17 protein-coding genes are annotated in these 19,865 nt (G+C 73.2%); 6 read left to right on the top strand and 11 right to left on the bottom strand.

Annotated features, from left to right (window positions below):
• Window positions 1-148: 148 nt before the first annotated feature.
• From fusA to ACFV6I_RS06985, 4 genes are all read right to left on the bottom strand, one after another.
• Complete coding sequence (gene fusA / locus ACFV6I_RS06970) at window positions 149-2,254, bottom strand: elongation factor G (protein ID WP_363369328.1); 2,106 nt, start codon at window positions 2,252-2,254, stop codon at window positions 149-151.
• A gap of 39 nt (window positions 2,255-2,293) precedes the next feature.
• The gene (gene rpsG / locus ACFV6I_RS06975; protein ID WP_030055803.1) at window positions 2,294-2,764 is read right to left on the bottom strand and encodes a 30S ribosomal protein S7; all 471 of its coding nucleotides are present in this window, start codon (window positions 2,762-2,764) and stop codon (window positions 2,294-2,296) included.
• A 2-nt stretch (window positions 2,765-2,766) separates the two neighbouring features.
• Window positions 2,767-3,138 (bottom strand): 30S ribosomal protein S12, encoded by a 372-nt coding sequence (gene rpsL / locus ACFV6I_RS06980; RefSeq protein WP_014144289.1) that lies wholly within the window; start codon window positions 3,136-3,138, stop codon window positions 2,767-2,769.
• Between the two features lie 421 nt (window positions 3,139-3,559).
• Window positions 3,560-4,141 carry a DUF1707 and DUF4190 domain-containing protein gene (locus tag ACFV6I_RS06985; RefSeq protein WP_380423799.1) on the bottom strand — a complete coding sequence of 194 codons (582 nt, stop codon included), beginning with the start codon at window positions 4,139-4,141 and terminating at the stop codon, window positions 3,560-3,562.
• A 253-nt stretch (window positions 4,142-4,394) separates the two neighbouring features.
• Here ACFV6I_RS06985 and ACFV6I_RS06990 point away from each other — a divergent pair, with 253 nt between their 5' ends.
• The 4 genes from ACFV6I_RS06990 to ACFV6I_RS07005 all read left to right on the top strand — a co-directional run bounded on the left by ACFV6I_RS06990 (window position 4,395) and on the right by ACFV6I_RS07005 (window position 9,472).
• Window positions 4,395-5,282, top strand: coding sequence for an ABC transporter ATP-binding protein (locus tag ACFV6I_RS06990; RefSeq protein ID WP_380423800.1), 888 nt, complete (start codon window positions 4,395-4,397; stop codon window positions 5,280-5,282).
• The gene (locus ACFV6I_RS06995; protein ID WP_063348952.1) at window positions 5,279-6,910 is read left to right on the top strand and encodes a hypothetical protein; all 1,632 of its coding nucleotides are present in this window, start codon (window positions 5,279-5,281) and stop codon (window positions 6,908-6,910) included. Before ACFV6I_RS06990 ends, ACFV6I_RS06995 begins: the two co-directional genes overlap by 4 nt.
• A gap of 102 nt (window positions 6,911-7,012) precedes the next feature.
• Window positions 7,013-8,317, top strand: a complete 1,305-nt coding sequence (locus tag ACFV6I_RS07000; RefSeq protein WP_079135821.1) for a DUF2786 domain-containing protein — start codon at window positions 7,013-7,015, stop codon at window positions 8,315-8,317.
• 42 nt (window positions 8,318-8,359) lie between these two features.
• The gene (locus ACFV6I_RS07005) at window positions 8,360-9,472 is read left to right on the top strand and encodes an ADP-ribosylglycohydrolase family protein (RefSeq protein ID WP_063348951.1); all 1,113 of its coding nucleotides are present in this window, start codon (window positions 8,360-8,362) and stop codon (window positions 9,470-9,472) included.
• 87 nt (window positions 9,473-9,559) lie between these two features.
• Here the strand turns inward: ACFV6I_RS07005 and ACFV6I_RS07010 are convergent, their stop codons facing one another.
• The 3 genes from ACFV6I_RS07010 to ACFV6I_RS07020 all read right to left on the bottom strand — a co-directional run bounded on the left by ACFV6I_RS07010 (window position 9,560) and on the right by ACFV6I_RS07020 (window position 13,214).
• Entirely contained in the window at window positions 9,560-10,726 is a 1,167-nt protein-coding gene (locus tag ACFV6I_RS07010) for a serpin family protein (RefSeq protein ID WP_063348950.1), read from the bottom strand.
• 225 nt (window positions 10,727-10,951) lie between these two features.
• The gene (locus ACFV6I_RS07015) at window positions 10,952-11,950 is read right to left on the bottom strand and encodes an ADP-ribosylglycohydrolase family protein (protein ID WP_063348949.1); all 999 of its coding nucleotides are present in this window, start codon (window positions 11,948-11,950) and stop codon (window positions 10,952-10,954) included.
• Between the two features lie 49 nt (window positions 11,951-11,999).
• Window positions 12,000-13,214: a cytochrome P450 gene (locus ACFV6I_RS07020; RefSeq protein WP_063348948.1), complete on the bottom strand. Its 1,215-nt coding sequence runs from the start codon at window positions 13,212-13,214 to the stop codon at window positions 12,000-12,002.
• A gap of 177 nt (window positions 13,215-13,391) precedes the next feature.
• Here ACFV6I_RS07020 and ACFV6I_RS07025 point away from each other — a divergent pair, with 177 nt between their 5' ends.
• Both ACFV6I_RS07025 and ACFV6I_RS07030 read left to right on the top strand, forming a co-directional pair.
• Window positions 13,392-14,456: an ATP-binding protein gene (locus ACFV6I_RS07025; protein ID WP_380338839.1), complete on the top strand. Its 1,065-nt coding sequence runs from the start codon at window positions 13,392-13,394 to the stop codon at window positions 14,454-14,456.
• Window positions 14,453-16,252: a hypothetical protein gene (locus tag ACFV6I_RS07030; RefSeq protein ID WP_380423801.1), complete on the top strand. Its 1,800-nt coding sequence runs from the start codon at window positions 14,453-14,455 to the stop codon at window positions 16,250-16,252. Before ACFV6I_RS07025 ends, ACFV6I_RS07030 begins: the two co-directional genes overlap by 4 nt.
• Before the next feature lie 79 nt (window positions 16,253-16,331).
• Here the strand turns inward: ACFV6I_RS07030 and ACFV6I_RS07035 are convergent, their stop codons facing one another.
• The 4 genes from ACFV6I_RS07035 to ACFV6I_RS07050 form a co-directional block, all read right to left on the bottom strand.
• Window positions 16,332-16,943, bottom strand: a complete 612-nt coding sequence (locus ACFV6I_RS07035) for a hypothetical protein (RefSeq protein WP_380423802.1) — start codon at window positions 16,941-16,943, stop codon at window positions 16,332-16,334.
• A gap of 189 nt (window positions 16,944-17,132) precedes the next feature.
• Window positions 17,133-17,813, bottom strand: coding sequence for a response regulator transcription factor (locus tag ACFV6I_RS07040; protein WP_063348943.1), 681 nt, complete (start codon window positions 17,811-17,813; stop codon window positions 17,133-17,135).
• Window positions 17,810-18,997: a sensor histidine kinase gene (locus tag ACFV6I_RS07045; RefSeq protein ID WP_380423803.1), complete on the bottom strand. Its 1,188-nt coding sequence runs from the start codon at window positions 18,995-18,997 to the stop codon at window positions 17,810-17,812. The genes ACFV6I_RS07040 and ACFV6I_RS07045 overlap by 4 nt, the downstream gene beginning before the upstream one ends.
• Window positions 18,998-19,079: 82 nt before the next feature.
• Entirely contained in the window at window positions 19,080-19,754 is a 675-nt protein-coding gene (locus ACFV6I_RS07050; protein WP_063348941.1) for a hypothetical protein, read from the bottom strand.
• Window positions 19,755-19,865 lie beyond the last annotated feature (111 nt).

Here is a 19,865-nt window from a genome sequence, read left to right on the forward strand (position 1 = left end):
GCCCCGCCCGGGGGGGGGGGGGCGGGTGCCCCCCGGGGACAACCCGACCGGATACGCCCGGGACGCCTCCTAATAGCCTAAGGGTTCACAATCGTCCCGAAATATCGGGACGGCCGCGGCCTCGTAGGGAACCGGCTGGAGCCGGTCCTTACTCGCCCTTGGCCTTGGCGATGATCTCCTCCGCCACGGCCTTCGGAACCTCGGCGTACGAGTCGAACTGCATCGAGTAGCTCGCGCGACCAGAGGTCTTGCTGCGCAGATCACCGACGTAGCCGAACATCTCGGAGAGCGGCACCAGCGCCGTGACGACGCGGGCACCGTGACGCTCGTCCATGGACCGGATCTGGCCACGGCGAGAGTTGATGTCACCGATCACGTCGCCCATGTAGTCCTCGGGCGTGGTGACCTCGACGGCCATCATCGGCTCGAGGAGGACCGGCTTGGCCTTCCGCGCGCCTTCCTTGAACGCCATCGAACCGGCGATCTTGAACGCGAGCTCGGACGAGTCGACGTCGTGCGCCTGGCCGTCGAGCAGCTTCACGCGGACACCCTGCAGCGGGTAGCCGGCGAGGATGCCGAACTCCATGGCCTCCTGGCAACCGGCGTCGACCGACGGGATGTACTCCCGCGGCACGCGGCCACCGGTGACCTGGTTGACGAACTCGTAGCCCTCGGCCTGCTCGAGCGGCTCGATCGCGATCTGCACCTTGGCGAACTGACCGGAACCACCGGTCTGCTTCTTGTGGGTGTAGTCGATGCGCTCGACGGCCTGACGGATCGTCTCGCGGTACGCGACCTGCGGCTTGCCGACGTTGGCCTCGACCTTGAACTCACGCTTCATACGGTCGACCAGCACCTCAAGGTGCAGCTCGCCCATACCCGCGATGATGGTCTGGCCGGTCTCCTCGTCCGTGTTGACCTGGAAGGACGGGTCCTCCTCGGCGAGACGCTGGATGGCAACACCCAGCTTCTCCTGGTCACCCTTGGACTTGGGCTCGATCGCGACGCGGATGACCGGGGCCGGGAAGTCCATGGACTCCAGGATGACCGGGTTCTTCTCGTCGGACAGCGTCTCACCGGTGGTGGTCTGCTTCAGGCCCATGACGGCGACGATGTCGCCGGCGCCCACCGACTCGATCTCCTCACGCTTGTTCGCGTGCATGCGGTAGATCTTGCCGATGCGCTCCTTCTTGCCCTTCACGGCGTTCAGCACCGAGGTGCCGGACTCCAGGCGGCCGGAGTAGATCCGGACGAAGGTGAGCTTGCCCAGGTGCGGGTCGGACATGATCTTGAACGCCAGCGCGGCCAGGGGCTCGTCGTCCGAGGCCTTGCGGGTGATCTTGGTCTCCGGGTCGTTGGGCTTGGTGCCCTCAACCGACTCGATGTCCAGCGGCGACGGGAGGTACTTGACGACCGCGTCGAGCAGGGGCTGAACGCCCTTGTTCTTGAACGCGGTACCGCAGAAGATCGGCGTGAAGGCCGACTCCAGGGTGCCCTTGCGGATCGCCTCGTACAGCAGCTCCTCGGGGACGTCCTCGCCCTCCATGGCGAGCATCATCACGTCATCGCTGACGTTCGACACCTCGTCCAGGAGCATCTCGCGGTACTCGTTCGCCTGCTCCTGCAGCTCGGCCGGGATGTCGACGATGTCGTACATCTCGCCCTTGGCGGCCTCGGCGGACCAGACCAGCGCCTTCATGCGGACAAGGTCGACAACGCCCTTGAAGTCCGCCTCGGCACCGATCGGGAGCTGCATGACCAGCGGGGTCGCGCCGAGGCGGTCCACGATGGTCTTGACGCAGAAGAAGAAGTTCGCGCCCGTGCGGTCCAGCTTGTTGATGAAGCAGATGCGCGGGACGCCGTAGCGGTCAGCCTGCCGCCACACGGTCTCGGACTGGGGCTCGACACCGGCGACACCGTCGAACACCGTCACGGCACCGTCGAGGACGCGCAGCGAACGCTCCACCTCTACGGTGAAGTCGACGTGACCCGGGGTGTCGATGATGTTGATGGTGTTGTCGACGTCGTCGACCGTCCAGTGACAGGTCGTCGCGGCCGACGTGATCGTGATGCCGCGCTCCTGCTCCTGCTCCATCCAGTCCATGGTGGCAGCGCCATCGTGGACCTCACCGATCTTGTACGAGACGCCGGTGTAGAACAGGATCCGCTCGGTGGTGGTGGTCTTGCCCGCGTCGATGTGCGCCATGATCCCGATGTTGCGGACCCTGGCGAGGTCAAGGGAGGTTGCAGCCATGGTGGCTCGTTCTCTCTCTGTCTAGTGACGGGGTAGGGACTACCAGCGGTAGTGCGCGAAGGCCTTGTTGGACTCGGCCATCTTGTGGGTGTCCTCGCGACGCTTCACGGAAGCGCCCAGGCCGTTGCTGGCGTCGAGGATCTCGTTCATCAGGCGCTCGGTCATGGTCTTCTCGCGACGGGCGCGGGAGTAACCGACCATCCAGCGCAGCGCCAGGGTGCTGGCGCGGCCCGGACGGACCTCGACCGGAACCTGGTAGGTCGCGCCACCGACACGGCGGGACTTGACCTCGAGGGCCGGCTTGACGTTCTCCAGCGCGCGCTTCAGCGTCACGACCGGGTCCGAGCCGGTCTTCTCACGGACGCCCTCAAGGGCGCCGTAGACGATCCGCTCGGCGGTGGAGCGCTTGCCGTGCAGCAGGATCTTGTTGACCAGCTGGGTGACGACCGGGGAGCCGTAAACCGGGTCGATGATGACCGGGCGCTTCGGGGCGGGGCCCTTACGAGGCATTCTTACTTCTCCTTCTTGGCGCCGTAGCGGCTGCGAGCCTGCTTGCGGTTCTTGACACCCTGGGTGTCAAGCGAACCGCGGATGATCTTGTAGCGGACACCAGGAAGGTCCTTCACACGACCACCGCGCACCAGCACGATGGAGTGCTCCTGCAGATTGTGGCCCTCGCCCGGGATGTAAGCGGTGACCTCGATCCCGCTGGTGAGGCGCACACGGGCGACCTTGCGGAGAGCCGAGTTCGGCTTCTTCGGGGTGGTCGTGTACACACGCGTGCAGACCCCACGACGCTGCGGGGAACCCTTCAGCGCGGGAGTCTTGTTCTTCTCGACCTTGTCCTGCCGGCCCTTTCGGACCAGCTGCTGGATCGTAGGCACCGTTTCTCCGTTTTCTGTGTGCCAAGGCTTGGTAAAACTAACCTGCGGTGATCCCCCGCACACGGCCCCGTGGTCGACCCACGCGGTCGGGTGTGTTGGGCTTATTCCGACACGGAATCCCATGAGCTGATGTACAGCGACGGCGCTCAACGCGCGGGGCGCTGGAAGGCGCTCCGGCTCGGCGCGGCGACCGGTGTGCATGCACGCACAAGGACCCGGGGACACCCCAGGCACAAGGTCAGAGCGTACCTAGCGCATCGGGCGCGGTCAAAACAAATGCAACGCCGCAGGTCGCGACCTTCGGCCGGATGTCCCAGGAGTGTCCCGGACGCGACCACCCGGTGTCGGACCGCCCTCCACCCGCTCTACCACAGCCCGCCGACCGCCGCCACCGGGGCGGGACACGCCCGGGGCGACCCGCTCAGACCGGCACCTGCAGCACCACCAGGAGCAGCAGCGTCCAGAGCGCGCAGCCCGCGTAGCCGAAGAGCAGGCCGAGGGTGGAGACCCAGTCGCCGGCCCGGTCGTGGCGGCTCAGCTGGGCCTTCGCGACGTGCCCGACGACCACCGCGGGCAGCGAGAGGCCGGTCAGACCGAAGACCAGTGAGGTGACCGCCAGCCCGTTGGTGGAGCGAACCGGCGGCGGAGGCGGCGGGAGGAAGGTCGCCGGGACGGGCGGGGCGGCGAAGGCCATCGGCGCCGGCATCGGGCCGGAGGGCAGGTCGGACACCAGCCCGGCCAGCTGGCCGTAGGTCTGCGCGACGGAGGCCTGCTCGTGGCGCTGCTCGTACTCCTCGGCGGAGAGCCGGCCCTCGGCGAACGCGGCCTTCAGCACGTCGATCGTCCGGTCCCGGTCCGCGTACCCGGCACGCATCCCCGCGTGGAACCCGGGCTGCGGGACGGGCTGCGGGACGGACTGCGGTACGGGCTGGGGCTGCCAGCCCCCGGCCGGGCGGCGATCCGGCTCGCCGGGGTCCGAGGCTCCCCACGGTTGAACGGCCATCCGCACCTCCCGGCACCCGGCGCGGCCCCGCGCCCCTCGCTGTCCCTCACTGCCCCTCATAGTGCAGGACGAACGGCGGAGCTGAGTAGTTGCCAATTCCAGCCCGGCACCCGCCGTAACGCGCCGTCCGGACGGCGCGCCTCACCCGTTCGGCCCACTCGCTCAGGGGATCCTCAACTCGGGAGACAGCCCGTTTCCGCAGTGACAGGCTGAGTCCGAGACACCCATCCGCCAGCGAACAGAGAAGGCCGCCATGCAGGCGTCAGCGCCGCCGCCGTCCGACCACCCCGCACCCGTTCCCCCCTCCGCCGTCAGCATCCAGGGGCTGTGGAAGCACTTCGGCGGCCAGGCCGCCGTCGCCGGACTCAGCCTGGAGCTGCCGGCCGGCTCCTTCATCGGCCTGGTCGGCCCGAACGGCGCCGGCAAGACCACCACGCTGTCCATGGCCACCGGCCTGCTCCGGCCCGACCAGGGCACCGTCCTCATCCACGGCGGCGACGTCTGGGCCGACCCGGTCGCGGTCAAGGCCCGGATCGGCATCCTGCCCGAGGGGCTGCGGATGTTCGAGCGGCTCAGCGGCCGCGAACTGCTGCAGTACAACGGGCGGCTGCGCGGCCTGCCCGGCGCCGAGGTGGACCGCCGCGCCGAGGAGCTGCTGGCCGTCCTGGACCTCGCCCGCGACGCCGACAAGCTGGTCGCCGACTACTCCACCGGCATGCGCAAGAAGATCGGTCTGGCCGCCGCGCTGCTGCACAACCCCGACGTGCTGTTCCTCGACGAGCCCTTCGAGGGCGTCGACCCGGTCTCCGCGCAGACCATCCGCGGCGTGCTCAAGCGGTACGCGGCGGCCGGATCCACGGTGGTCTTCTCCAGCCACGTGATGGAACTGGTCGAACAGCTCTGCGACTGGGTCGCCGTGGTCAACGCCGGCCGGGTGATCGCCCACGGCCCGCTGGACACCGTGCGCGGCGGGCGCAGCCTCCACGAGGCCTTCCTCGGCCTGATCGGCGTCCGCGAGGACGACGGCCAGGCGCTCGGCTGGCTCGGCGGCGGAGCGGCCGGAAACGCTCCGGCCGGCGGCGGGCAGCTCGGCGGACAGGCCGGCGGGCAGGCCGGCGCGCAGCTCGGGGGCGGGCAGTGAGCACCGCCCCCGCAGCCGCCCGCACCCCGGTGCCCGACGGGCGGACGGTGGTCCGCGCCCTGGTGGCACTCAAGCTGCGGCTGCTGCGCAACGGCCTGCGGCGCAGCCCCGGCCGGACCGCCGTGTACGTCATCGGCGGCGTCCTCGGCCTGGCCTTCGCGGCCGGCATCGCCTTCGCCCTCGCCATGATGAACGGGCGCTTCGACGGCTCCGGGGACGCCGGGGTGATGCTGCTCGGCGTGCTCACCCTCGGCTGGGCGGCGCTGCCGCTGTTCCTCTTCTCCAGCGACGAGAGCGCCGACCCGACCCGGCTCACCATGCTCCCGCTGCGGCCCGGACCGCTGCTGCGCGGCTCGCTGCTGGCCGCGCTGATCGGGCCCGGCCCGCTGGTCAGCCTGGTGCTGGTGACCGGCGCGGCGCTGTCCGGCGCCAACGGCGGGGCCTCGGCCGCGGCCGCACTGGTCGGCGTCCCGCTGGCCGTGCTCTGCCTGGTCACGCTCTCCCGGGCGGTCGCCGCCGGCAACGCCCGGATGCTCTCCAGCCGGCGCGGCAAGGACTTCGCGATCTTCGGCGGACTGCTGTTCGCCCTGCTCGTGCAGGCCGCCAACGTCGGCTCGCAGAGCGTCTTCGGCCGGCCCGGGGACCACCTCGACCTCAGCCCGCTGGCGCCGATCGCCTCCGTGCTGCGCTGGCTGCCGCCGGTCGGCGCGGCCGACGCGGCCCGCACCGCCGGCGAGGGACGGTACGGGCTTGCGCTGTTCCAGCTCGCCGCGGCCGCGGCGCTGCTCGCCCTGCTGCTGCGCTGGTGGCGCGGCAGCCTCCAGGAGCTGATGGTCACCGCCGACTCCTCCACCCTGGAGGTGGCCCGCGGCGTGCAGAGCTCGCGCGGCTGGAGCTTCCTGCCCGAGGGCCGGGCCGGCGCGGTGATGCAGCGCCACCTCCGGTACGCCTGGCGGGAGCCGCGGGCCAAGGCCGCGGTGTTCACCAGCATCGGCATGACGCTGGTGATCTGCGTGCTGTCGATGGTCCAGGGCTGGTCGAGCGTCTACCTGCTGGCGATGACCGGGATGTTCCTCGGGCTGCAGATGCTCAACCTGTTCGGCATGGACGGCTCGGCGTTCTGGATGGTCGCCGCCACCCTGCTCACCCCGGCCGACGCCCGGGACGAGCTGCGCGGCCGGGCCTACGCGGTGCTGTCGTACGCCATCCCGGTGACGCTGGTGCTCGGGCCCGTGCTGGCCGCCGCCACCGGCGACTGGGCCGGCCTGCCGTCCGCACTCGGCCTCGCGCTCGCCCTGCTCGGCTGCGGCGTCGCGCTCGGCGCGACGCTCAGCGTGCTCGCGCCGTACACCATGCCGGCCGACAGCAACCCGATGCGCAACGCCGCCCCCGGGCAGGGCGGCCTGGTACTGGTCAACCAGTTCGGCTCGCTGTTCGGTGTGGCGTTGCTCTCCCTGCCGGTGAGCGGCTACCTCGGCTGGGCGCTGCTCTCCGCCGGCCCGACCTGGCCGGTCCTGGTGGTCGGCCCGCTCTACGGCGCCCTGATCGCCGCCCTCGGCATCCGTTTCGCGGCCGGGCGGCTGCTGGAGCGCGCCCCGGAGATCCTGGCCAAGGCCGTCGAGCGCTGAGTCGCCTGCGTCACCCCGGAGCGCCCGGTCCCGTCGAAGGGGCCGGGCGCTCCGGCATCATGGGCGGGAGGGCCGGGCCGTCGAGGAGAGCAGGGACACACCGTGGGCAAGCGCGCACAGCAGGACGGGGACGGGGGCGCCGGCCCACTGCTGGAGCAGGCGGTGCGATCGGTGCTGACGGCCCCGGACGAAACGCTGGACCTCGCCCTGGACACCGGGGCGTCGCTGCTCGCCGCCTCGGCCGGGCAGTGGCCGGCGGTCAGCCGGGCGCTGCTGGGGTACGCGGACACCGCCGTCGGCCGCTGCTGGTCCGCCGGGTGGCGCCCGGCCGACCTGGCCCGGGTGGTCCGGCGCGGGCTGAAGCCCGTCCACCTGGCCCTCGCGGTGGACCTGATCGCCGCCGAGGGCCGTCGGCACCCCGCGGCCGCCCTCGACCGGCGCTGGCACGAGCAGCTGCGCGAGCTGGAGGCCGAGGTCTGGTGGCCCGGCGACGAGCAGTACCTCGGTGCCTTCGCCGACCGGCACCGGCTGGACCGCTTCGCGCTCGCCACCGCTGCCCTGGAGCTGCTGCGGACCTGGGGCCGGCTGCCGCCGATCTCCCCGGTCGGCCCCGCGCCCGGCCGGCGGCCGCAGACCGAGCGCACCACGGGCCCGCAGGCCGAACGCACCACGGGCCCGCTGACCGGCGAGCCGCGGATGCTGGCCCGGATCCGGGCGCTGCTGGCCAAGGCCGAGTCCACCGAGTACCCGGAGGAGGCCGAGGCGCTCACCACCAAGGCCCAGCAGCTGATGGCCCAGCACAGCATCGACGACGCGCTGCTGGCCGCCACCGGCGACGACCGGAACACCCCGGCGGCGCTGCGGATCGGCGTGGACAACCCGTACGAGAGCCCCAAGACGATGCTGCTGGACGCCGTCGCGGCGGCCAACCGGTGCCGGGCGGTGTGGGCCAAGGAGTTCGGCTTCTGCACCGTCGTCGGCTTCGACGGCGACCTGGACGGCGTCGAACTGCTCTACACCTCGCTGCTGGTGCAGGCCACCCACGCGCTCAACAAGGCCGGCTCCCGCCGGGACTCGCGCAGCAAGGCGTTCCGGCACTCCTTCCTGGTCGCGTACGCGGCGCGGATCCGCGAGCGGCTGACCGCCGCCACCGAGCGCGCGACCAGCGCCGCCGCGGCCGGCCGGCACCTGCGCGAGGACGGCACCGAGGAGCAGCTGCTGCCCGACGAGCGGCTGCTGCCCGCGCTCGCCGCCCGCTCCGAGGCGGTGGACGACGAGGTCGGCCGGCTGTTCCCCAAGCTGGTCTCGCAGCGGGTCCGGGTGAGCGACGGCGTGGGCTGGGCGGCCGGGCGCGCCGCCGCCGACCGCGCCGCGCTGCACGGGCGCGCCGGGCAGATCCGCCGGTAGACCTGATAGAACGTATCCCGCCATGAACCAAGGGGGATCGACGTGACGGAGTCGGCGGCCGAATCGGGATACCGCGACCGGGTGCGCGGGGCGCTGCTCGGCGGGGCCGTCGGCGATGCGCTGGGCTGGCCGGTGGAGTTCCAGCAGCTCCACCAGATCCAGCAGCGGTACGGGCCGGACGGCGTGACCGGGCTGCCGGCCGGCGCCGGGCCGGTCGAAGTCACCGACGACACCCAGATGACCCTGTTCACCGCCGAGGGCCTGATCCGCGCGTTCGTCCGCGGCTGGACGGGCGGCGGCGGCTCGGTGCCGGAGGCCGTCCACGCCGCCTACCGGCGCTGGCTGCTGACCCAGCGCCAGGACTCGCCGGACACCGCGCCGCAGCCCCGCCCGTACGACGGCTGGCTGCTGACCAGGCCCTTCCTGTACGCGTCGCGGGCGCCCGGCAACGCCTGCATGAGCGGGGTGGCCGAGCACCCGGAGTTCGAGTCGCCGTCCGTGATCGGGCAGCCGGGGCCGATCAACCCGGAGTCCAAGGGCTGCGGCACGGTGATGCGCTCGGCACCGTTCGGGCTGGCCCGGCTGGGCGTCGAGCTGTCCTTCGGGCTGGCCGTGCAGTGCGCCCAGCTCACCCACGGGCACCCGACCGGCTACCTCTCGGCAGGCGCCTTCGCGGCGCTGGTCGAGCGGCTCGCCAACGGGACCGAGCCGTGGGCGGCGGTCGGCGAGACCGTGGAGCAGATCCGCGAGCTGCCGGGGTCCAAGGAGACGGTGCAGGCGCTGGCCCGGGCCGTCCGGGTGGCCCAGGAGTCGCAGCCGACGGCGGAGTCCGTGGAGCGGGTCGGCCTCGGCTGGATCGCCGAGGAGTGCCTGGCCATCGCGGTGTACTCGCTGCTGGCGACCACCCTCGAACCCGACCCGGTACGCAGCGCGCTGCTGCTGTCGGTGAACCACTCCGGGGACAGCGACTCCACCGGCGCGGTCTGCGGCAACCTGGTCGGCGCCGCGTACGGCGCCTCGGCGCTGCCCGCCGAGTGGGCGGGGGCGGTCGAGGGCCGGGCAGAACTGCTGCGGGTCGCGGATGACCTGCTGGTGCTGTTCGGCAGCCGCGACCCGGCCCACCCGGCGCTCGGCGGGCGCTACCCGGCCTGGTGACGCCCGGTCCTCCTCCGGCGGCTTCGCCTGCTTCGTCCGCTTCGCCTGCTTCGTCTGCGGGTCGGCTCAGGGCGCCTGCGGGTCGGCTCAGGAGGCCTGCGGGTCGGTGACCTGGCCGAGGAACAGCGGCCGCCCGTCGGCGGTGTCGCGGATCAGGAACAGGAACGGCCGGTCGATGTGCAGTTGGACGGACTCCGGCGCGGCCGGCGCCGCCATCGCCGCCACCCCGGCGCCGCTGCCGGCCGCCGCGACCGTACCGTCCTCGTTCACCTCGACGGTGGCCTTCTGCACCACCGCGCCCAGGACGAGCGGCTCCTTGGCGGTGATGCCGGTGAAGTCGGGCGCGTCGAAGGCCGCCTTGACGCCGAGTGAGCGCAGGGCGGGGACGAGGTCGTTGGCCGTGTCGAAGTGGAACCGCGGCAGGGTCAGGTCGACGGACCGCTCGCCGAGCCCGCCGAGGATCCGGTCGAGCTGGGCCTGGTCCAGGCCCTTGCTGAAGGCCGCGTACCCGCCCTGCGCGGGGACGATCAGATCCATCGCCAACCCACCTCCCACGTAAGGGAGTTCGACGGCCTGCCAGGGTTCGCCGACGATGCCGCCGGAGCCCTCGGCGTACCGGAGGGTGCCGGTGCGGCTCATCGTGCTCACCGACGGGGTGGAGCCGTCCAGCCGGTGGAAGGGGCGCTCGGAGGTGTTCGCGGGCTTGAACCCGGAGGCCCACGCCGCCTTCAGGTAGAGCGCGTCGGTGAGCGCCAGCCGGGTGTCGGCGGTGATCTGCCGCGGGCCGAAGAGCTCCTTGATCCGCCCCTCGGTGGCCTTCTCCACCGCCGCGTTGATGCTCCCGCGGGCGCCGGCCGGGTCCCTGGCGAAGTCGACGGGGTGCACGCCGGTGTCGAAGGCGGCGGCGAGCGTGTCCAGGTAATCCGGGGCGACGGCCAGGCCCTGCTGCGTCCACAGGGCGTCGGAGCGGCGCAGGACGACCTGGTCGCCGCCGGCCCGGCTCCCGCTGTCCGGCGCGCCGACGGCGAGGGCGTACTGCCGCGGGTCGAGCCCGGTGTGCAGGGCCTTGGCCAGCTCCTCGGCGGTGGCGCCGCGCGCCCCCGGCAGCAGCATCCCGAGCACGCTCGCCAGCCCGGCCGGCGAGACCACGACGTTGCGCCCCGCCCCGTCCGGCGTCGCGGTCAGCGCGTGCAGCAGGTCCAGCCCGAAGGCGCTGGTCCCGGCCGCCACCGCCGCCACCTGCCCCGGATCCACCGCCGCCCGGCTCCCCGACGCCGAGGCCCGCACCACCACGGGCCCCCCGCCCACCGCACTCCCGCACCCGGCCAGCGCCGGACCGGCCGCCAACCCGGCGGCGAGAAGCAGCCCCACCCGACGGCGGGAACGGCCATGCCCTGCGGTGCTGCGCTTCGTCATGGCCCTTCGACGCACCACCCCCGAACCCGGTTCCCCCCGGGCCCGGAACACAGGTTGTGGAGCTCAGTCCCAGAGCGCCCCGAGCGCGAGCAGCTCGTCCCGGTACTCGATCCGCTCCACCCACTCCTGCGGCCAGACCGACTCCCCGTGATGGGCCCCGGCGAAGGCGCCGGTCAGACAGGCCAGGGAGTCCGAGTCGCCGCTGGAGTAGGCGGCCCGGCGGACGGCGGACACCGGGTCGTCCGGCAGCAGCAGAAAGCAGAGCAGGCCGGTGGCGAAGGCCTCCTCGGCGACCCAGCCCTCACCGGTGGCCAGACACGGGTCCGCTTCGACGTCGGGCGCGGCGAGCGCGGCGTCCAACTGGTCGAGCACGGCCAGGCAGTCGTCCCAGCCGCGGGCGATGACGTCCTGCGGCGAGCGGCCGTACCAGCGCGCGGAGAGGTCGCCGAGCCAGAACTCGTCGTACCGCTCGCGGCTCGCCAGCACGTACGCCCGCAGCACCGCGGGCAGGCCGGCCGGCGGAACGCCCTCGGCGAGCTTGCGGATGGCGTACGCGGTGAGGTCACTGGCGGCGAGTGCGGTCGGGTGCCCGTGGGTGAGCGCGGACTGCAGCTGCGCGGCGCCCGCGAGCTGGCGGGCGTCGAGTTCGCGGATCAGTCCGACCGGAGCGACCCGCATGTTGGCGCCGCAGCCCTTGGAACCGACGTCGCTCGCCTGCTGCCAGCGGTACTCGGGGCGGCTCAGCCGCTCGCAGGCGCGCAGGCAGGTCATGCCGGGAGCACGGTTGTTCTGCGGGGAGCGCCACCAGTCGACGAACTCCTCGCGAACGGGCCGCTCCAGCCGTAGCGGGGTGAGCGGCCCGCGCTCCAGGGCAATGCGCAGACCACGGCCGAGGGCGAGGGTCATCTGGGTGTCGTCGGTGACCAGCGCCCTTGGGGGCAGCGGAAGTTGCCGCCAGTCCGGGTGGTCGTCGGCAATCATCTCTACCGTCTTGAACTCGGTCACCCGGCCGATCGCATCCCCGATCGCCAGCCCCAGCAGTGACCCCGTCGCCTTGCCCACAGCTCTCCCCCGTTCCTCGAACCGACCCCGACCTGGCCCCGACCTCGATCTAGACCTCGACCACCAGTTCCCTGAGGCCCCGGATCACGTAGCCCGGGTTCCACTCGGGTTCGCGGGCCAGGCGCAGGCCGGGGGCGCGGCGCAGGAGGGCGCCGTAGGACTCGGTGAGTTCCAGTCTGGCGAGCGGGGCGCCGAGACAGAAGTGGATTCCGGCGCCGAAGGTGATGTGGGGGTTGTCGGTGCGGCCGAGGTCGAGGCGGTCGGGGTCGGTGAAGCGCTCGGGGTCGCGGTTGGCGGAGCCGAAGAGGAGGGCGACCTCGGAGCCGCGCGGGATGGTGACGCCGCGCAGCTCGATGTCCTCCAGGACCCACCGTTCGAACAGCTGCAGCGGGGTGTCCCAGCGCATCAGCTCCTCGATGGCGGTGGGCAGGAGCGCGTCGGTCGCGCCGCGCAGCCGGGCGAGTTCACCGGGGTTGCGGAACAGCGCCCACCAGCCGTTGCCGGTGGTGTTGACGGTCGCCTCGTGGCCGGCGTTGAGCAGCAGCACGCAGGTGGAGATCATCTCCTGCTCGCTGAGCGCGTCGGAGCCCTCCTGGGCCTGGATCAGCGCGCTGATCAGGTCGGTGCCGGGGGCGGTGCGGCGTTCGCGGATGAGGGCGCGCAGGTAGTCGGAGAACTCGGTGCTCGCGGTGACGGCCTTGCGGGCGGCCTCCTCGCTCGGGTTGAGCTCGTACATGCCGGTGATGTCGGCGGACCAGGGCCGCAGCAGGTGCCGGTCGCTCTCCGGCACGCCGAGCATCTCGGCGATCACGGCGACCGGCAGCGGCTCGGCGACGGCGGCGATCAGGTCGCCGCCGCCGGCCGCGAGCAGGCCGTCGACGAGTTCCCCGGCGAGCCGCTGGACGGTCGGCCGCAGGCCCTCGACCATGCGCGGGGTGAAGGCCTTGGAGACCAGCCGGCGGATCCGGGTGTGGTCGGGGGCCTCCAGGTCGAGCAACCCGAAGTCGTTGAGGGTGTGGAAGGGCTCGTGCGCCGGGTCGGGTTCGGGCCGGCCGAACTCCTGGTGGCTGAAGCGGTGGGTGTAGGTGCGCCCGAGCCGCCGGTCGCGCAGGAGCGCGCTGACGTCCTCGTGCCGCGAGACGAGCCACTGCCCGGTCGGCTCGAAGTACGTCACCGGCGCGTGCTCGCGCAACTCGGCGTACGCGTCGTACGGGTGGGCCACGAACGCCGCCGACCAGGGGTCGAACTTCGCCGTCGTCGTCATCGCTCGATCACTCCAGGCCATGAGGGGGGAGCCGGAAGGATCATCGTACGCATGCGGTTCACCCGTTTTTAAGCCCCTTTCCTCAGGCCTCCCGGCGACCACCCGAAAATCCGGGTGCGCCGCGTCAACTCCCGCCGCAGACTGGGCCGGTCACCCCACCACTTGCCAAGGAGCCCCGTGCAGGGAGCAGTCAGCGTCTCGCCCGTCCAGATTCCCGAGTTGCTGCTCGGGCTGGCCACCGTCCGGCCGGTGTTCCTCTGGGGCGCGCCCGGGATCGGAAAGTCCTCGCTGGTAAGGGAGTTCGCCGAGTCGCTCGGCCTGGAGTGCGTGAGCCTGGTCGGCACCCAGCTCGCCCCGGAGGACCTGATCGGTGTCCCGCAGCTGACCCCGGAGGGCCGTTCCCGGTTCTGCCCGCCCGAGCAGATCGCCCGCGATGAGCCGTACTGCCTGTTCCTGGACGAGCTCAACGCGGCGACCCCGGACGTCCAGAAGGCGTTCTACTCGCTGATCCTGGACCGCCGGATCGGCTCGTACGAGCTGCCGCCCGGCTCGATCGTGATCGGCGCCGGGAACCGCGCCACCGACGGCGCGCTCGCCCGACCGATGGCGTCCGCGCTGGTCAACCGCATGGTCCACGTGCACCTGCGGGCCAGCGCCGCGGACTGGCTGGGCTGGGCGGCCGGCGCCGGCATCCACCCCTGGGTCGTCGACTACGTCACCGACCGCCCCGACCACCTGTGGTCCGCCCCGCCGAAGACCGAGGAGCCGTTCTCCACCCCGCGCGCCTGGCACATGCTCTCCGACGCGCTGCACTCCTTCGGCCCCACCCTGGACGAGGAGACCCTCAAGGTGCTCGCGTACGGGCTGCTCACCCCGCAGCACGCGATCGCCTTCTGCGGCTACGCCAAGATCGTCCGCAACGCCTACGGCCTGGAGGCGATCCTCAAGGGCGACGCCCGCTGGCCGCACCGGCTGGAGGACCGCGACCTGCTCTACTACCTGGCCGACGCCTTCCGCGGCCGCCTCGTCAAGGAGCTTCCAGCCAGCAAGGAGCACGCCTCGGGGGCGCAGCGGCAGACCGCCTTCCGGGCCAAGTCGCTGCTGGTGCAGCTGGCCGAGATCTCGGTGGAGGTCGCCCAGACGGTGATCGCCGACGGCGCGGACGGCAATCCGGTGCTGCCCTCCTGGTTCCTGATCGAGGCGGCCCGGGACATGCCCCGGCTGGTCGAGGCCCGCCGGTGAGCCCTTCCGTCCAGAAGGGTGCGAAGAAGCCGGACCCGGGCGCGGAGGTCTTCGCCGAGGGGGTCCGGCTGCTGCGCCAGAACCCGGCCTTCGACGCCGTGCCCGCCGATTTCTGCCGCCGGGACGACTGCGGGCTGGCCCCGACCGGCGGCTGGGCGGTGGTCGACTCCGACGGCACCGTGCACGTCAACCCGCGCCGCCGGGCCGAGCCGGACGAGTGGGCCTGGGTGCTGGCGCACTGCCTGCTGCACCTGGGCTTCGGCCACGTCCCGGCCGCCAAGGGTGTCCGGGTCCAGCCCGACGCCTACGAGGAGGCGGCCCGCTGCGCGGTGGTGAACCGTTTCCTCGCGACCTTCCCCGTCGGCCGCCCCCCGGTCGCCCTCCCGCAGGAGTACCCGGGCGGCGACGAGGAGGAGCTGGCCGCCCGCTGGCGCCGCGACGGCCTGCCGCCCGCCGTCACCGCCGGGACGGCCGGCACCGCCGACCACGACCAGCTGCTGGTCGAGTGGCAGGACTACGGCCACACCCCGAAGGACTGGTCGGCGGCCTTCGCCGCCGCCCTCACCCGCACCATGTCCGCCGCGATGGACCGGGCCGGCGGCCGTTTCGACCGGGAGACCGGCGAGCGCCTGCCCGTACGGCCGTGGACCAGGGCGCTCGGCTGGTTCGTCTCCTCCTACCCGCTGCTCGGCGGCATCGCGGCCGGCCTCACCGTCGTCGCCGACGCCGAACTGGCCCGCGCCCACGGCATCTCCATCGCCGCCGTCAACGCCGAGGCCGGCGAGGTCTACATCAACCCGCTGCGCCAGCAGACCGACGAGGAGTGGCGGTTCATCCTCGGCCACGAGATGCTGCACGCCGCCCTGCGGCACGGCGAGCGCCGCGGCGGCCGGGACCCGTTCCTCTTCAACGTCGCCGCCGACTACGTCATCAACGGCTGGCTGCTGGAGATGGGCGTCGGCGACATGCCCGAAGGCCTGCTGCACGACCCCCAGCTGAAGGGGCTGTCGGCCGAGGAGGTGTACGACCGGATCGTCCGCGACGAGCGCCGGATCCGCCGGCTCGCCACTCTGGCCGGCAAGAACCGCCCGGACATCCTCGGCGCACCGCTGGACCGCGGCCCGCGCGACTACGTGGACCTCGACGACTTCTACCGCCGCGGCCTCCAGCAGGGCTTCGAGCTGCACCAGCGCGACCGCGGGCTGCTGCCCGCCGGACTGATCGAGGAGATCCGCGCCCTCGCCCACCCGCCGCTGCCCTGGGACGCCCGGCTGGCCCGCTGGTTCGACGAGTTCGTGCCCCGTCCGGAGCCGGTCCGCAGCTACTCCCGCCCGGCCCGCCGGCAGTCCGCCACCCCGGACATCCCCCGGGCCGGCCGCTACCACCCGCCGGAGGAGGTGCCGCGCTGCACCTTCGGCGTCGTCCTGGACACCTCCGGCTCGATGAACCGGGTCCTGCTCGGCAAGGCGCTCGGCGCGATCGCCTCGTACGCGGCCGCCCGGGACGTGCCCGCGGCCCGGGTGGTGCACTGCGACGCCGCACCGCACGACGCCGGGTACGTCCCGGTCGGCGAGATCGCCGGCCGGGTCCGGGTGCGCGGGCGCGGCGGCACCGAGCTGCAGCCGGGCGTCGACCTGCTGGAGCGGGCCGAGGACTTCCCGCGCGGGGCGCCCGTGCTGGTGATCACCGACGGCGCGTGCGACGTGCTGCGGGTGCGCCGCGAGCACGCCTTCCTGGTCCCCCGGGGCGCCGGGCTGCCGTTCACCCCGCGCGGACCGGTGTTCCGGATGAGCTGACGGGCGCCCGCCCCTCCCCTGCGGGAGCGGCCGCCCGTCCGTACCGCCCGGCCAGACCGCCCAGCCAGACCAGCACCGGTCAGGCCAGTGCCGGGCGGGGCCCGGCGGCGCGGCGGGCCAGCGGGGCCAGCGCCGCCAGGTAGCAGACCGCGGCCACCGGGATCAGCGCCAGGTCGGCCCCCGAGGCGGCGGTGCCGACCAGCATCAGCACCGGGCTCCACCAGGGCAGCGTCCGGGCCGCACCCACCGCGGCGGCGACCAGCAGGGCCAACAGGCCGACGTAGAACAGCAGCGGGCCGATCTGGTAGACCGCCGGCAGCACCCCGGGGACGCCCTGGACTCGGTCGAACATCCGCGACTGCCCGGCCTTGTCCGCCGCCGCCAGGCCGACGTACAGATCGATCCCGATCTGCACCAGCGAGGCCGCCAGGCCGGCGAACGCCGTCCCGAGCGCGGCACCGGCCGCGAGCCGCCCGGCCGTGGTGCCGCGCGGGGCGAGCAGCCCGCGCAGGGCGAGCAGGACCGGGGCGAACAGCAGCAGCCCGGCGAACATCGCGGTGTGGCCGACCGTCCAGCCGAGGCCGGGCTCCCGGGAGCCCGGGATCAGCCGGATCCCCCCGTAGAGGGCCATCAGGGCGGGGGCGCCGACGACGGCGTAGGCGGTACGGCGGTTCTCCTGCGGGGTGTTCATCCGACGATCTCCTGTGGTGATCCGCGGCCCCGGCAGGTAGCTGGTGGCCCGTGGTCCGTTCCGACACCACAGATGCTGTCCGCCGCACCCCTCGTCGCGGATCGCCCGCACCGGCGAACCCGCCGCCTCCCCCGCACGGGGGAGCCCCGACCAAGGGCGCCGCGCCCGGCGTGATCCGCAAGAGATCCCCTACGCCTCCCCCGCCACCACCGCGCCGGCCTCGTACGCGAACACCACCGCGTGCACCCGGTCCCGCAGCCCCAGCTTGCTCAGCACATTGCTGACGTGCGTCTTCACCGTGTGCTCGCTGACCACCAGCTCGGCCGCGATCTCCGCGTTGGAGAGCCCGCGCGCCAGCAGCCGCAGGGTCTCCTGCTCACGCAGGGTGAGCTGCTCCAGCAGCTTGGACGGCGGCCGCAGCGCCCGCTCGGGCGAGCCCGGGCGGCGGGCGGCGAACTCGCCGATCAGCCGCCTGGTCACCGAGGGCGCGAGCAGCGCCTCCCCGGAGGCCACCATCCGCACCCCGTGCGCCAGGTCGTCCCGCCGGACGTCCTTGAGCAGGAAGCCGCTGGCGCCCGCGTACAGCGCGTCGAAGACGTAGTCGTCGGCGTCGAAGGTGGTCAGCATGATCACCTTGGTGGACGGGAACTCGGCGCAGACCCGGCGGGCCGCCTCCAGCCCGTCCATGACCGGCATCCGGACGTCCAGCAGCAGGACGTCCGGGCCGTGGGCGCGGACCGCCTCGACCGCCTCGGCGCCGTCGCAGGCCTCGGCCACCACCTCGATGTCGGGCTGCGCGTCCAGGATCATCCCGAACCCCGCCCGCACCAGCTCCTGGTCGTCCGCGACGACCACCCGAATCGGCTTCATCCGCCCGCCTTCTCCACCAAGCCCGCCACCCCCAACGGCAGCCGGGCACTCACCAGGAAGCCCTTGCCCTCCGGTCCGGGTCCGGCCTCGGCCCGCCCGCCGCAGGCCGCCGCCCGCTCCCGGATGCCGACCAGCCCGCGGCCGCCGGACCAGCCGTTCACCACGCCGCCGACGGTCACCGGCAGCCCGCGCCCGTTGTCGGACACCACGACCTCCAGGGTGTCCCCGGACCGCCGCACCCGGACCGCCACCCGGTCGGCGCCGGAGTGCTTGACCGTGTTGGTCAGCGCCTCCTGCACGATCCGGTACGCCGCGGCCTGGAGGTCGGCGGGCACCGCGCCCAGCCCGTCGGCCAGTTCGAGCTCCACCGCCGGTCCGGCCCGGCGCACCCGCTCGGCCACGTCGGCGAGTTCGGCCAGCCGGGGCTGCGGGGCCAGCTCAGGACCGGCCCCCTCCTCCTTCAGCACTCCGAGGACGCGCCGCAGTTGGACCATCGCGTCGCGGCCCGCGTCGGCGATGGTGTCGAAGGCGCGGATCGCCCGGTCCGGGTTGGCGTGCACCACCAGCGGCCCGGCCTCGGCCTGGATGATCATCAGCGAGACGGCGTGCGCCAGGATGTCGTGCATCTCCCGGGCGATCCGGGCCCGCTCCTCCACCACCGCGCGGCCCGCCTCACTGGCCGCCCGTTCCCCGGCCTCGCGGGCCCGCTCGGCCTCCAGCCGGGCCAGCCGCCGCTGGGCGCGCACCAGCGAGCCGAAGACGAACGAGCCGACCGAGGTGAGCAGGCTGAACAGCATGCCGTTGGGCGAGTGGGTGCCGATCACGTTGGCGACCACCACCACCGCCAGCACCGTCCAGCGCTGCCGGTCCGGGGAGCGCTCCGCCACCGTGTAGATGCCGATCACACCGGCCAGCGGCACCTGCGGACTCGCCGAGTGCGCCACCACGGACAGCGTCATGAAGGCCACACTGCCCGCCGCCAGCGCGGCCAGCGGCGCCCGGCGCCGCCAGGGCAGCGACAGCGAGGTGGACACCGCCACCAGGTAGACCCACCACGGCCAGGCCCTGTCGTCGTTGCCGACCGCCCAGACCGAGATCCCGGCCGATGCCACGGCCAGCAGCGAGTCCAGCACGTACGGACTCAGCCCGGCCGACCAGCTCCGCCAGCGCGCCGCTCGCACCACCGCAGCCCCTCCCCCGTGTCCGGGGGCGCCGCCCCCGCGGAGAAGATCATGCCCTACCGGCAGGACCTCCGGAACGGCCCGGTCAGACACCGTCGACCGACACCCCGCCGGCGCCCGTACGCGCCGTGATGCTGCGCGCGGCCCCCGGCTGCGAGGGGATCCCGAGCTCCACTCCGCCGGCCCCGGCGTGCGCGTCCACCGCGTACGCCTCCCCGGCGGGCACCCTGACCCGCACCCCGCCGGTCTCCGCCTCCGCCTCCACCTTCACGGGTGCCGCCGCGAAGTCGGCCCGCACCCCGCCGGTCCGGGTGCTCAACCGGACGGTCTGCGAGGTCAGCCCGGTGGCCTCGACCCCGCCGGTGTCCACCGAGGCCTCCACCTCGGCGGCCAGCCCGACCAGCCGCACCCCGCCGGTCTCCTGGGTCACCCGCACCTTCGTCCCGGCCGGCACCTGCACGGTGTACCCGACGCCGCAGCCCCGGCAGTCGTACGTCAGCCGCAGCACGCCGTCCTTCACCTCGTGCGTGGTCCGCGGCGCCTCGCCCCGGTAGTTCTGCGCCTCGGTCACGTGCACCGCGTCGCCGCCGCCGGTCACCACGATCCCGCCGGTGTGCGCCTCGACCACCAGTTCCCTGACCGGCTCCGACACCCCGTAGTCCACGGTCCGGTGCTCCTGGTCGTCCCCGAAGGGCAGACAGGCGGACATACCGACCAGCACCGTCCCCGTGATCGCCATCGCGCCCAGTACCCGCTTCATGCCCGGCCCCCTTCGAAAGCCCCGTCGTCCCGACACGCGAAGCCTCCCCCGGCCGCCTCCTCCCCCGCCTCCCTCACCAGAGCGGTTCCGGCCCCTCCCCCGCACGAGGGT

It is taken from the genome of Kitasatospora sp. NPDC059803, from assembly GCF_042732255.1.
Classification (GTDB): Bacteria; Actinomycetota; Actinomycetes; order Streptomycetales; family Streptomycetaceae; genus Kitasatospora.